11 protein-coding genes are annotated in these 12,636 nt (G+C 58.2%); 1 reads left to right on the forward strand and 10 read right to left on the reverse strand.

Translation table 11 applies throughout. From position 1 onward, the window contains the following. Positions 1-31: 31 nt before the first annotated feature. Positions 32-1,165 carry a Fic family protein gene (locus C8275_RS14350; RefSeq protein ID WP_106625659.1) on the forward strand — a complete coding sequence of 378 codons (1,134 nt, stop codon included), beginning with the start codon at positions 32-34 and terminating at the stop codon, positions 1,163-1,165. Positions 1,166-1,169: 4 nt separating this feature from the next. On the opposite strand, the gene menA is transcribed toward C8275_RS14350, so the two are convergent. The 10 genes from menA to C8275_RS14400 all read right to left on the reverse strand — a co-directional run bounded on the left by menA (position 1,170) and on the right by C8275_RS14400 (position 12,569). Beyond that, positions 1,170-2,072, reverse strand: a complete 903-nt coding sequence (gene menA, locus C8275_RS14355) for a 1,4-dihydroxy-2-naphthoate octaprenyltransferase (RefSeq protein ID WP_106625660.1) — start codon at positions 2,070-2,072, stop codon at positions 1,170-1,172. A 174-nt stretch (positions 2,073-2,246) separates the two neighbouring features. After that, positions 2,247-3,725 carry a DUF4876 domain-containing protein gene (locus tag C8275_RS14360; RefSeq protein ID WP_106625661.1) on the reverse strand — a complete coding sequence of 493 codons (1,479 nt, stop codon included), beginning with the start codon at positions 3,723-3,725 and terminating at the stop codon, positions 2,247-2,249. A 62-nt stretch (positions 3,726-3,787) separates the two neighbouring features. Next, positions 3,788-5,326: a DUF6850 family outer membrane beta-barrel protein gene (locus tag C8275_RS14365; RefSeq protein WP_157948297.1), complete on the reverse strand. Its 1,539-nt coding sequence runs from the start codon at positions 5,324-5,326 to the stop codon at positions 3,788-3,790. A 13-nt stretch (positions 5,327-5,339) separates the two neighbouring features. Next, a complete protein-coding gene (locus C8275_RS14370) occupies positions 5,340-5,747 on the reverse strand; it encodes a hypothetical protein (RefSeq protein WP_106625663.1) in 408 nt (135 codons plus the stop codon). 9 nt (positions 5,748-5,756) lie between these two features. Further along, positions 5,757-8,558, reverse strand: coding sequence for a TonB-dependent receptor plug domain-containing protein (locus tag C8275_RS14375; protein ID WP_234395785.1), 2,802 nt, complete (start codon positions 8,556-8,558; stop codon positions 5,757-5,759). Positions 8,559-8,697: 139 nt separating this feature from the next. Beyond that, positions 8,698-9,726, reverse strand: coding sequence for a DUF4857 domain-containing protein (locus C8275_RS14380; RefSeq protein WP_022383382.1), 1,029 nt, complete (start codon positions 9,724-9,726; stop codon positions 8,698-8,700). 28 nt (positions 9,727-9,754) lie between these two features. Beyond that, a complete protein-coding gene (locus C8275_RS14385; protein ID WP_022383383.1) occupies positions 9,755-10,423 on the reverse strand; it encodes a hypothetical protein in 669 nt (222 codons plus the stop codon). A 23-nt stretch (positions 10,424-10,446) separates the two neighbouring features. Next, positions 10,447-11,334 carry an ABC transporter ATP-binding protein gene (locus tag C8275_RS14390; RefSeq protein ID WP_106625664.1) on the reverse strand — a complete coding sequence of 296 codons (888 nt, stop codon included), beginning with the start codon at positions 11,332-11,334 and terminating at the stop codon, positions 10,447-10,449. Between the two features lie 94 nt (positions 11,335-11,428). Continuing rightward, positions 11,429-11,998, reverse strand: a complete 570-nt coding sequence (locus C8275_RS14395) for a PepSY-associated TM helix domain-containing protein (RefSeq protein WP_022383385.1) — start codon at positions 11,996-11,998, stop codon at positions 11,429-11,431. Continuing rightward, positions 11,985-12,569: a hypothetical protein gene (locus C8275_RS14400; protein WP_106625665.1), complete on the reverse strand. Its 585-nt coding sequence runs from the start codon at positions 12,567-12,569 to the stop codon at positions 11,985-11,987. Before C8275_RS14400 ends, C8275_RS14395 begins: the two co-directional genes overlap by 14 nt. Positions 12,570-12,636 lie beyond the last annotated feature (67 nt).

Below are 12,636 nucleotides of genomic sequence, written 5' to 3' on the forward strand. Positions count from 1 at the left end.
TTGCGAACATTGCAAAACCTAAAAGAGGCCTATGATTGATTTTGACGAATACCTGCATCAAAGTGAACCGGACAAGCGGGCAAAAAGTTATGCCTGGCAGACCGCCATCGGTCTTCAAGCCGTCGATGGACTGAAAACGTCCGACTATCTGCTGGACACCGTCCGTAAAGACATCGAAGGAGAGATTGACATCGACGAAGTTTCCCGACTGATACACAGCTATTATGAATCAAAGGGAATCCATACTGAGGAAGACGAAGAACAGCATGAGGCAGACAAGGCTTCCGTCAATATCCGACGACTATTGACGGAACAGACCTTTGCGTTCACATTGGTGGGACTGACTTCCATCCACCGACGGATTTTTGACGGGATATTCAAATTCGCCGGTCAAATCAGAGACTACAACATCTCCAAAAGGGAATGGGTATTGCGAGGAGAAAGTGTCCTCTATGTTTCTGCCCCGGATATCCGGATGGCCATCGAATATGACCTGGAACAGGAACGGCAGTTCGACTATTCCGGAGTAAATCCGGAAGGCTTCATCCGGCATTTTGCCCGGTTCATTGCAGGACTGTGGCAGATACATCCTTTTGGAGAGGGAAATACCCGGACAACAGCCATATTCGCCATCAAGTATTTACGTTCCATGGGATTTCACATCGAAAACGACCTGTTTGCCAAACATGCGTGGTACTTCAGAAACGCATTGGTGCGTGCCAACTATCAGAATATCCAAAAAGGCATCACGGCCAACCGCGATTATCTGGAACGCTTCCTTCGCAACCTGCTGATGGGTGAACAGAACGAACTGCGCAACCGTTATCTCTTGGTCAATGCCCCTGAGAAACTACCTGACCCGACAAGTAACCCGACAAGCTACCCGACAAGTAACCCGACAAGTAACGACAGTCAGTGGAATATCCCCAATGAAAACGTCCATCGACTAATCGAGGTACTGGACCGTCAGCAGTTGTCCGTCAAGAGCATGCTGGCTGCCCTGAGACTGAAGAACCGGGAGAGCTTCATAGACACCTACCTGACGCCTGCCATGCAGGAGGGAGTTGTCGCCATGCTTTATCCCGACAAGCCCAAGCATCCCCGTCAGAAGTACCTGCTGACAGCCAAGGGACTCGCCCTGCTGACAGAGAAGACGAAAGGCTAATCCTCTATCCCAGGCACTGCAACAGCAACCCGACGGTGAGCAGCAATCCGAAAAGGAAGATGTTGCGTGCCGTCATGCCCAGCACCCGGTTGAGCGCACGGCCCTGATGGAGGCTGACCATGAGCTGCCAGGTCCTGATGTGGAGGAGCAGGTAGAACTGCGGCAGGATTGCTGCCCACAGATAACCGCCTGCCACAAGCGACAGGCAACCTACGCAGGAGAGGAAGCCCAACCACAAGTAACCGGTGCTGCCGGCACGTGCCCCCCAACGGACCACTACGGTACGCTTGCCGCTGATGCGGTCCTGGTCGCGGTCGCGGAAATTGTTGACCATGAGCAACGTGTCAATGACCAGTCCGCAGGCTGTAGCACAGACCACGGATGCCCAGGTCCAGCCCCCCGTCTGCAAATAGTAGGTGAAGCAGACCGGCACCCAACCGAAGAACACCAGCACGAGCACGTCGCCCCATCCGCGATAGGACAACCCGAGGGTATAAAGGAAGGCGAACAGCACACAGACGGCTCCCACCAGCAACAACTCCCATCCGCCAATCCACAGCAACGGCAAGCCTGCCACACAGGCAAGCAGCGTAGTCACGACAATGCCTCCCTGCATGGCACGGGGCGTAATCCATCCCTGTGCACAGGCACGCTCGGGACCGAGCCGGTCGGTGCGGTCACTCCCTTTGCGGAAATCGAAATAGTCGTTGATGAAGTTGGCGTCAATCTGCATGATGAAGGCAAACAGGAAGCAGAGCACACAGGGCAGGACCTGAAAGTCTGCACTCAGGTCGGCGGCTGCCAGTGCCGAACCGACCATGACCGGGACTGCCGCAGCAGAGAGGGTCTTGGGACGTGCGGCAAGCAGCCAGGCACGCGGAGAATTGGTCTTTACGTCGTTTTCCATTTGTTTCTGGTTTTACCGGAGAGAAGGCTTTGGGGAGAAAGGATGACACTGCCTCTCCGCCTTCCGCCTGCAAAAGTAGGCATATTCCGGAAAAGGCAACGCGGGCGCTGCCGGCTTTTTATCGCCGGAGCGTCCGCGCTGACAAGCATCGGAAACCAATGACAGGGGAAGGGATTATTTTGCCAATGAAGCGGCAACGGCCGGTTCGAAGTCATTGGTCGAGTTGTTGGTGTCGACCAGGGTGCCGTCGGTGTTGGCCTTGCGGCGCACGGCTTTCCCATAACGGCTGGTATCGTCGCTGTTGACGGCACAGTAGGTGAAGCCGGCATCGAGCGCACTGCCGAAGGGATTGTAGGCAAAGCCTTCCTTCGTACCGATTACAACCGCATCAATCACCCAGTCATTGGGAACAGCCTGGTAGTTGAACTTCGTCGAGAAGTCGCGTCCGGTCGAAGCCACCTGCCAGGAGCGTGTGCCGCTCCAGAGATAGGCCTCGTTGTCCACAAAGGTGGCGGCGGTCAGGTCGGCAGGAAGGGATACCAACACAAAGCCGTGGTTCATCTGCACGTTCAGGATGTAGATGGTCATGGAGTTGGAAATCCATACATCCATGTTCGGCACATCGGGGTTGTCGACATCCATCATCGAGCTGACGGTCGACTCGTTGTACCACTCGAAGTCGGCTCCCGTCAGGTCGAACGAGGTGGCATTGGTCGCCTTGTAGTTCTGTGCATTGTTGACAATGAGAACGGATTCACGGGCGGCGAGAGTATGCTTGCCGCGGTCCTTCGGAATCACGTACAGCGACTGGATGGCAGCCACGTTGTCGCGGTTGTCCGGTTCCCATTTCTGGTTGGTCATCGTGGTGCTGAGCGTCGTGATGGCACTCTCGGCGAAAGCCACGCCCCCGATTTCCAGCTCTTCGTCGGTGTTGTTGGTCAGGATGAAGTACTGCTCCATGTTGCGCGAGTCGGTCTTTCCGGTCTCGGCTATCAGGTTGCTGGTAAGGAAGACCTCCTGGAACAACAGCTCACCCGGTTCCACGTTGCGCCAGCTCTGTGACAGGTTGAGGGTGGCGAGGTGCGAGCCGTCGGTCTTGCTGACGGTCACGGCAGCCGTACGATAGTGGTCGCCCGCCTCGTTGGCGGCAAGCGTCAGGACCACACTCCCCGACTTCTTCTCTTTCAGCTTCACCCAATCGGCATCCGTGGGGATGGTCACTTCATAGCCTTCGTTTGCCGGCAACACGATTTCCCGGTCACCACCCTTGGCACGCACCTTGATGGTCTGGTTGCTCGGGTCGGCAGGATTCTCCGTACCTGTCTGAGTGACCACCAGAGTAGCCAGGGCACTTCCGCTGCGCACCACCAGATTGGCACTGCGCGAAGCCACTTCCCCGGATGCTTCAGCTGTCACGGTGACTTCCGTCGTGCCGGTCCCCTGCTGGGGTGAAACGGTGTACCACGACTGTCCGTCGGTTTCGATGGTCCAGTCACCGACGGTCTGCACGGTGAAAGTGGTCGTTCCGCCTGTCACTTCGAGGTTCACCTCCCGGGTCGAGAGGGTGACTTGTACATTGTCGTCATCGTCGCTACATGCTGCCAAGCCTACCAGAAGGAGGAGCAGCAGCCATACGTTCTTAAGTTTTTCCATTGCTTTGTGAGTTTATGAATTTGTTGGTTTGTAATATTCCATCATCTGCGGAAGGGCACAGCCTAGAAGCACAACCCTGCCGCTACCTGCAGCCTGCCGTCGCTCATGCCTTCACCGTAGAACTGCCTGCCGTAGCAAGCTGAAAGGAACAGCGCCGTGGTGAGCGACAGGCGGCGTTGGACTCGCACCCGTGCCTCCACCATAGTCCGGCTGTCGGTCCGCCGACGGTAGGACGTTTCGAGATAACGGTAGATGCGCAGGTCGGTGTCGTCGAGCGGGATATCGAAGGTCCCCGTCAGGTTGACGGCATGCCAGCCGCCTACCGAAGCATCCAGGAGCCATGCCTTCTGCAAGCGGGTAAACCCGACGGCTGCCCCGGCATTCACTTCCGCCACCTCCAGCCGACGGCGCGGATAGACATACTCCTCATTGGTCCACCGGAAGTCCGCCGACGGGCGCAGCGACCATCTGCCTGCCGGACGTTTCCACTCCACCAGCCCTTCCACCCGGGCGTCTGCCTCGCGACTCTTGTAGAGTTGTTGCCCGGCAAGGGGTTGGTTATCGTTCACATCCCCGCTGCCCATCACGTGCTCCGTTCCCTGACGGACGCTGTAGGCTCCGATGGCCTTCACTGCCCAGTCGACGTGCTGCCCGGGATGCTTGCAGGCAAGTCCTCCCGTCAGCGTGTGGACGGTCAGCGTGGTGAGTGTCGCCGTGTTCAGCCCGTCGAGGTTGCGGTCCACCGTCCAGTGGTCATAGTCAGCCAGAGCGTACCAGCCAGCCCCGTCATGGGGTACCAACGTCAGCGCGGCGTGATAACCCGTACCGCGATACTGCGTATCGGTGAACGAGGTACCGGAGTAACGGCGATAGAACGTACCCAGTCCGGTGAAGTGCAACTCGGAGGTGTTCGCTCCGTTGGGGTCGTAGAAGTCCACGCTCTGCTGCTGCTTGTACGTGCGGATGCCGCCTGCCACTCCCAGCACATAAGTGCCCGACCGATAGCCGGCGGACAGGTCGGCAGACAGCTCGGCAGTGATGTTCCGCGGACGGGGGTCCACCTGACGATAGGCTTGCGAGGCACGGTAGCCGGCAGTGATGCCGTAGTTGAAGCGTCCGTCCATACGGGTATAGCCGCCATAGAAGTGATACTGTTCCTGCTTCAGGTCGCCCCCGATGGAGTCCGCCAGGATGTAGGGATACAGCAGGCGGTAGTCCGACGTGGAGTTCCAGCGGACGTTGCGCAGTGTCCCGTTCGTATAATCTGCTCCGGCAAAGACTGCCGAGCGGGGGTCCAGGCGGAAGTAGGACTCCACACGGAACATGCCGCCAAGAGCTCCGTCCCCTTGTGCCGGGTCAAATGCCTCGTCCTCGTGACGCCAATCCAGCTGTCCTTTCAGCTCGGTGAACGCATGGTCACTCCGAAAGAAGGCTGCCGCTGCCGAGCGGTCGGACACGAAACGTCCCGTCTGTGCGAAGGACGACAGGTGTTCCACCGTACGGAGATTGATATCGGGCTGTGCCTTCTGTTCCTGCGCCTGAAGTTTCAGGACGGGCAGTACGGCAACGAATAGCAGTCCCAATCGAAAACGTCTGTTCATGAGTGTGCTGGGTTTAGTTGAGTAATGTCAGTTGGAGGACGACCGCCTCGGTATCGTTGAGCAGGGTGACAGCTTTTTCGGGGTTGGCATGTTGCGAACTGCGTACCCGCGCCGTCGTCCCGTCGGAGAATGTGGCACGTGCATCGAACGAGATGAGGTAAACCCCCTTCTGCACACGGACCGTCCCGCGGTTGTTGACGAAGAGGGGAAAATCATACTCCTGCCGGTTGTTCACGTTGCGCAGGAAGGTCCCTGCCAAGGAGGCATCTGCCTCCATCCGCACGATGGAACGCCCGTCGGACAACGAAGTCATCAGGGTGACGTCGCAAAACAGGTGTTCATCGCCCCGGTCCTCGCAGGCGGTAAGCACCGTCAGGAGTACCAGCAGACAGGGAAACAGGAAGTGGACTTGTCGTTTCATAGGCTATCGTTACAGTTTAAAGTTCAGCTCCATGCCGAAATAGGGCTGCACATCGCGCCGCACCAGGGAGCCGTAACGGGTGCGGTAGGAGGGCGTGTAGTCCAGCAGCTTGTTGGCAAACACCGCCAGCGCAATGCGGTCGCGGTAGAGTGTCTTGGTGACTTTCAGGTTGATGTTCATGCTGAACGGTACCCGGTTGTAATCATAGGATGTCGTGTTGAACTCGCGCACCAAGGCAGAAAGCAGGGCATTTGCCGCCGACTCTTCCGTAAAAGGGTGACGCTCGTTGTTCTTGTCGATGTACTCCAGCGGATACAGGCTCCGCGGCTTGTTCCGGCTCCCGGTGAACCACAGGCACTGGAACGAGGTGGAGAAGATCAGCCCCAGACGGGGTATCTGTGTGTCGGCGGTGAAGTTGGTGTTGAACATCTCGCGCACGTAGCCGTCCTCATCCTCGTAGTAGCCGATGTAGGGATAGGACTTCCCGTCGACCACCATCGTCGGCTTGTAGTATTCGGGCAGGCTGTTGCTATAAACAGTCTTGAACCAGGCTCCCGTGACGGTGAACTTCGTCAGCAGCGGACGGATGCGAGGTGTCGTCAACGTGAACTCCACACCGCGCTTCTGCGTACGGCTGCCGTTGACCGTACTCGAACGGGTGGTCAGCAGGGTGTCGGTCACGTAAGGGGTAGTCTCCAGGGAGGGCGGTCCCGTCAGCGTCGACGCGTCGATTGCCGACTCGTCATAATCCTTGTAAACCATCGTCACCGGCTCGGAGGAAGAGCGGAAGCCGGACTTCATGTCCTCCTGGAAGTAGGTGACCGAGAGCGAACAGCCTTTCCAGTCCACATCGCCACGCACCTCCCACTTGAAGTTGCGGGCGGCACGAAGCTTGAAATTCGTCGGGTCGAGCTTGAACACCCGCACGTTGATGCGCCGTTTCGCCGCGTCCGCCGACCAATAGTTCAGCTGGGTGATGTCGTAGTAGACGGGGTCTGGATAGAGCTGGTCCATCGTGGGCATCTTGGTGTGCCAGCCCGTACCGCCTGCCACCGTCAGCCTCATCTCATCGCCCGCCACCTGGAAGCGCGGCAGGTCCAGACGCACATTCAGGCGCGGGTCGAGATAGACACGCCCCTGCAAGTCGTAACGGCTGTCCAGGTTCATCAGGGTCTGGGCGCGCAGTCCCGCCATCCACTGCAGGCGGAAGGCACCCAATGGCAGCGTGGAATTGCTCTCCACAAAGAGGGCGCCCTGGTGTTGCGCAGGTATCTCGTTAAAGGCACGCGGACGCAGGTTCATGTCGACCGAGAACGGACGAGTCGGGTCAAACACCGTGCCGTCGCCGTAATTCTTGCTCATGCTCCAGTCGGCACCGGCCTTCAGTCCGTAGGATGCCTCGCCGCGCAGACGTTCAAAAGAGGTGACCACCTTTGCGTAGCCATAAAACGGACGTCCCTCCACACGCAGGGAGGCTTCGTACCGGGAAGGGACGACCGTGACGTCGTATTCCCCTTCACCCAGGTTCGTCGAAAGCGGGACCTCGCCTGTCATGGCAACGTACTTCCAGCGGTCAATCAGGTCGTTCTCCATGGTGAAGGAGAGCGTCGCGTCGAGGCTGCGGAAGAAGCGTTCCTCGTCCTTGGCAGCCATGCGGAAGTTCGTGCCGAATGCCACCCGGTTGTAGGAGGACTTGTAACGTTCCAAAGGGATATCGCCGTTGTCCAGGTTCTTGTCGGACTTCTCGTCATCGAACGAACCGGTATAGTCCACGTTGCCACCCCACGTATAGCGGAAGGGCGAATCCGTCAGCCAGCGTTTATCCACACGGACGCTCCCCGTCAGTCGGTTGTAATTCTGCCGGTTGTTGCGTGGGTCGGACTTGGCGTCGAGGTAGTTCAAGCCGACGTTGAGCGACAGACGATCGGGGGCATCGCCCCACTCCATCCCCTTGCCCACATACAGAAGCTTGCTCGACATGTCCGCCTTGAAGCGGGCATTCAGGTCAGTGCCGCCCCGCTTGCGGTTCACCTTCACCATGCCGCTCGTCAAGTCGCCGTATTCCACCGACGGGATACCGCGGACGACTTCAATCGACTCGATGTCGTCCGTCGAAACGGAGCGCATGTCGACGCCGCTGTTGACAAAGCTGCTGCCGTAGTTGCTGTACGCCGGGGTGGACTGCAGGTTGGCATCGTTGCTCATGGGTACCCCGTCGATGAGGAACTGCGTCCCTAACGAAGAGGTGTTGTAGTTGCTGCCCACGGGAGATGCTTCGCGCAGACGGATGACCTGGGGTGTGGCAAAGTTGGGATCGGAGGACCGTCCGCCGGGCAACAGCTCCAGCAGGTCGGCAATGCTCGACGGCTGTATGTGGCGGATGGCGTCCAAACCGATTTTCGAAGCTGTAGAAAGGGACTTCGATTCGGATGCCGTCACCACGACTTCACCGATGCGGATGGGGTTGTAGTTGACCCGCAGACGGACGGTGCGTTGCGAACGGTCGTCCACCGTAAGGTCGGGCTGACGAAAAGTCTGTCCCATGTAGAACACCTGCATCCGGTACGTGCCCGGCGGCAGGTTGCGGAATGTACACAGTCCGGCTTCGTCGGCTGCCACCGTATAGGTCCTGCCCTCCCCTGCTGTCAGCGAACAGGCGGCGTAGGATAGAGGTTCCTTCCCTTCCGACTCAGTGAGGATGACACGAAGCCATCGTTCCACCGGGGAAGCCTGTCGGGCACGGGAGGCGGAGCATGGGACTCCGACAAAAAAGAACAACATGAGATAAATGAGGTACGTCTGTTTCTGCATCCTGAATCCTTTTAATAGTCAAACAAAAGTAGAGGAAGCCCTCCGGCGGCACAATCACCATTTTTAGGTATTTTGTTATACACCCGCCAGCCGAAGGTTACCTATCGGACGAGCCGCCTGTACGGACATCCGCACCGTTTCAGAACCGCGGACGAACGTAGCGGTCGTAAGGCGACGTGAAGCTCAGGCCGGGCACCTCGTCCGAGGCAGTCTCCACGTCCAGGCTCTTCACGAGCGCATAGTCGTCCGCCCGAAGCGCATAGTAATGATTAACACCGGGCGATGAAACACAGACCGTCCAGTCAAACAGGTTTCCGAAAATGGTGAGCTGGTCGCGTGCCGGGTCGTAGGCGGGAATGCCCGTGCGGACAATCGTCCCGTCCGCCCGGATGACGTGAAAGCGATGCTCCGTGTCAATGAGGAAGCCCAACAGCTGGCGGTCGCGGAACTCCGTGAGGAACACATGCTCCGCCTCTACCCCGTCGGGCAACGGGAGGGGCTTCACATAGGGTTGACCCACCGTCTGCTTCAGGTGGAAGAGCTTGCCGTCGGCATCGAGCAGGAGGTAACCGTTGTCATACTCCTTCATGGTCGTCGGGTTGCCCGACACTTCGCGGGGAGGGAAGCGGAAGCCCTTGTCCGACAACATACGGGTGTAGCGGGCACTCTTCCCGGCATCGGGCGTATTCGTGTCCATGACGATGAATTCCACCCCTTCCCCGGTAAAACGGAAGGCGTCCGCAGGCATCTCCAGGTCGACACGCTTCGGCATGGACTCCAGCAGGAAGTACAGCCCCGTCTGAGGAGCATTGACCGCCGACGGACGCATGCGGAAGTTGAACGACGTCTGTTGCACCTCGCGCGGACTGACCGCGACGCCGAACAGACTGTCCGGGAAACGTTCGTCGGCTACCAGCTGACGCATGTAGAACAACGGCAACAGGCTGTCCACTTCGTGTTCGGAATAAGTGTGCCCGGCAGGGTCCTGACGGGTGATGCCCACACCTTCGGTATACCCCGTGAGGATGAAATCGTCCAGCAGCGAGCTGTACATGACAAAACGGGAGGGAGCCGCCTTTGTCGTCAGGAAGGCATAGCACCAGGGCAGTTGCCACACTGCCAGCACGGCAAGGGTGACAAACAGGAATATCTTGCTAATACGTATCATAGATTGGTTGAGTTTAGTCCGTTATCAATCATTGTTTCCCGGCTTTGAAGCGCGACACGGAAATCCACGCCAACAGCGACAGGGCAAACGTGTAGAGCGCCAGCCAGGGCAGGAACCCGTTGTATGCCTGAGGAACGGGGGCAAGGTAATAGGCACGCACCACCAAGGCACCTATCAGGAGATTGCACACGCGGAGCTTCCACGTCGGTTCCAGGCAGACCCACGCCGTCAGCAGGTAACCCGCAAAGCCTGCCAGATACCAGGGGGCAGCGGCAGACAGGATGTTACGTGTCAGCTCGGCAGGAAGGACCGTCGGGAGGTAGGCGAGCATCACCCCGATGTTGACGGCAAAGCAGCCTGCCAGCAGCACTACGCCGGACGCCAGCATACTGAACACCATCCGCTGTTGCGGACAAGGCAGATGCAGCGTCAGCTTCAGGCACTTGCGCTGCATCTCGGGCATGAACTGCACCAGAGCGGCAAGGATGCCTGCCAACAGGGGAACAAACTGCATGTAATCGATGAACACGGCGTCCTTCAACACCATGACTTCCCAGATGTGCGCGGCTCCTTTCAGCTCGATCGCACGGTCCATGCGGAGCAGGCAGTAACCCGCCACTCCGCTCGTGACCAGCACCGCCAGCAGGAAATACCAGCGGAGCTTGATCCACTCTTTATAAAAGATGGCTTGCAGCATTTTTTCTTCGGATTTTAACTGTATCAATACTTTCCCGTCAGCCCGATGAAGGCATCTTCCAGGTTCACTTTCTCGGCTTTCAGCTCACTGTAGGGCACTTGCAGCTCGGCGAAGACCCGTTCCACCTCGGCGGGAGGCAGGAAGGAGCAGGTTTCCATCACGCCACGCACGACCGACGGATGATGGAACGCCTCGGGAAGCCGGGGCACGTAGCCTTCAGGTACACGGCAGGTGTAACGGCGCAGCGTGTCAAGCAGCTGTCCGACGGGCTGCTGGGTGAGGATGCGCCCGTAGTCCATGATGATGCAGTCGTCGATGAGCCGCTCCATGTCCTGGATGATGTGCGACGTCAGGAAGACCGTCTTCCCCTCTGCCCGGGCATAGTCGCGCAGGTAGTCGGAGAAGAGACGGCGGTAGCCCGGGTCAAGTCCCAGCGAGAAGTCGTCGAGGATGAGCAGTTCGGGGTTCTGTGCCAGGATCAGCCCCAGCGCCACCTGCGAACGCTGCCCGTTGGACATGCGCGAGATGATTTGCCCGGGAGCGACCTTCAGCATCCGCATCAGCTCATAGTAGGCCTCTTTCTTCCACTGACCGGGATAGAATGCCGAGTAGAAACGTTCTATCTGGGTGATGTTCATAAACTGGTACTGCACGTGACCTTCGAGCAGCAGCCCGATGTTGCGGCGCAATGCCGGAGGCATCGTCTGTATGTTCTCGCCGAAGATGAGGCATTCGCCGGAACGAGGCTTCAGGTATCCGCTCAGGATGTTGATGGTCGTCGTCTTGCCCGTACCGTTCTTGCCCAGCAACCCGAGGATACGTCCGCGGGATACCTCGAAGCTCAGGTCTTCATAGATTTTCCGTTTCCCATAGTAATGGGTCAGGTGTTTGCATGCTAAGATTGGAGACATTGTGTTGGAGTAAAGAATGAATTGTGAAGTCAGCCCGGAGACAGACGTACGTGTGCCCCGGGCAGTCGGTCCAAACTCTAAAGACCGATTCGGATTAAAACAGCAGGAAGCAGAGGGGGATGAGGATGCCCACAAGGAGCTCGATGCCTCCGCGTCCCCACAAGCCCTTCGGTCCCTTCACCATCCACAGTCCGGTGAGGGTAATGAGGATGAGGCACACCGAGAAGGCGTCGGCGAACCACGTCCACCAGCCGCCGGGATTGAAGTGCAGGCGCACCATCGGCGCAATGACCGGACGGGGCTTGACCGACTCATAGACAGCCTGTCCCGTCGCAACATCGACCACCAGCGAAGAGCCTCCCTTCAGGAAGACCTTCAACTGCCCGGGCTGCGGGAAGTAGAACTGCGTGAAGTTCTCCTCCTCATCCAGCGGACGGAGCAGCTCCAGCACCCGTTCGCGCGTCATCCCCTCCTTTCCGGGCAAGTTGTCAGCGACCCGGAACTCCGTCCGTCGGACCGTGTACTGAGGGTCGATGTCGTTGCGGTGGTTCATGAACAGCCCCGAAAGGGCGTAAATCAGGACCATCCCGGCAAAGAAGAACGACAAGTCGCGGTGCAGCCACCGGCAGAGCTTGCGGAAGGCAGCCCCTCTACTTGATGGCATAGCTCTGCGCTTCTACGTAATAGAATGAGAGATAATCCTTTCCGGAGTCCGCCTTACGCTTGGCTATCTTCTCGCGGAAATCGGCGATGCGCTCCTCGGGAGTGTTTCCCGTTTCGCCGCGCGCCTTCTTCTCTGAGTCACATCCCGCCTCGCCGTCGCCGTGCGTCTTGGCTGTCTGTGCCTTCAGCTGCGCCTCCCAGTTCTGCAGGTAAGCCTCATCGATGCGCTGCTCTACGAGTGTTCCCGTCACCTCCACCATGGAGTTGATGCACTTTGTGTCGAACGCCCCCAGCTTTCCGGCTTCCACACGGATGGTCTTCGTGTCGTCACTTCCCATCATGAACATTTTCGTAGCTCCGTGCTTGCACGTGTGGGTACATACCCCTTGGAAGTTCACCTGTTGTCCCACCAACGAATCGGCACGGGCGAGCAGGTCGTCCACACTCATCACCGCCGCTGTCTGCACTTCCGTGTTTTCAGCCGACGCCGTGTTTTTACTGTTTCCCGAGCATGCCGAGAGAGTCAGGGCAACGAGAGCCATCGATGCCACCAGTAGTTGTCTTGTTTTCATGCTTGTTTATATTAATTGATTGGTATCTCTTTCCGGCATGCAAAGCTACGCCCGATAAAAAGGTGGG

This window comes from Bacteroides sp. Marseille-P3684, assembly GCF_900291465.1.
Classification (GTDB): domain Bacteria; phylum Bacteroidota; class Bacteroidia; order Bacteroidales; family Bacteroidaceae; genus Phocaeicola_A.

Coding starts and splice junctions, on each gene's coding strand:
- C8275_RS14350 (WP_106625659.1), top strand. CDS start 32: ATGATTGATTTTGACGAATACCTGCATCAAAGTGAACCGGACAAGCGG.
- menA (WP_106625660.1), bottom strand. CDS start 2,072: ATGGAAAACGACGTAAAGACCAATTCTCCGCGTGCCTGGCTGCTTGCC.
- C8275_RS14360 (WP_106625661.1), bottom strand. CDS start 3,725: ATGGAAAAACTTAAGAACGTATGGCTGCTGCTCCTCCTTCTGGTAGGC.
- C8275_RS14365 (WP_157948297.1), bottom strand. CDS start 5,326: ATGAACAGACGTTTTCGATTGGGACTGCTATTCGTTGCCGTACTGCCC.
- C8275_RS14370 (WP_106625663.1), bottom strand. CDS start 5,747: ATGAAACGACAAGTCCACTTCCTGTTTCCCTGTCTGCTGGTACTCCTG.
- C8275_RS14375 (WP_234395785.1), bottom strand. CDS start 8,558: ATGCAGAAACAGACGTACCTCATTTATCTCATGTTGTTCTTTTTTGTC.
- C8275_RS14380 (WP_022383382.1), bottom strand. CDS start 9,726: ATGATACGTATTAGCAAGATATTCCTGTTTGTCACCCTTGCCGTGCTG.
- C8275_RS14385 (WP_022383383.1), bottom strand. CDS start 10,423: ATGCTGCAAGCCATCTTTTATAAAGAGTGGATCAAGCTCCGCTGGTAT.
- C8275_RS14390 (WP_106625664.1), bottom strand. CDS start 11,334: ATGTCTCCAATCTTAGCATGCAAACACCTGACCCATTACTATGGGAAA.
- C8275_RS14395 (WP_022383385.1), bottom strand. CDS start 11,998: ATGCCATCAAGTAGAGGGGCTGCCTTCCGCAAGCTCTGCCGGTGGCTG.
- C8275_RS14400 (WP_106625665.1), bottom strand. CDS start 12,569: ATGAAAACAAGACAACTACTGGTGGCATCGATGGCTCTCGTTGCCCTG.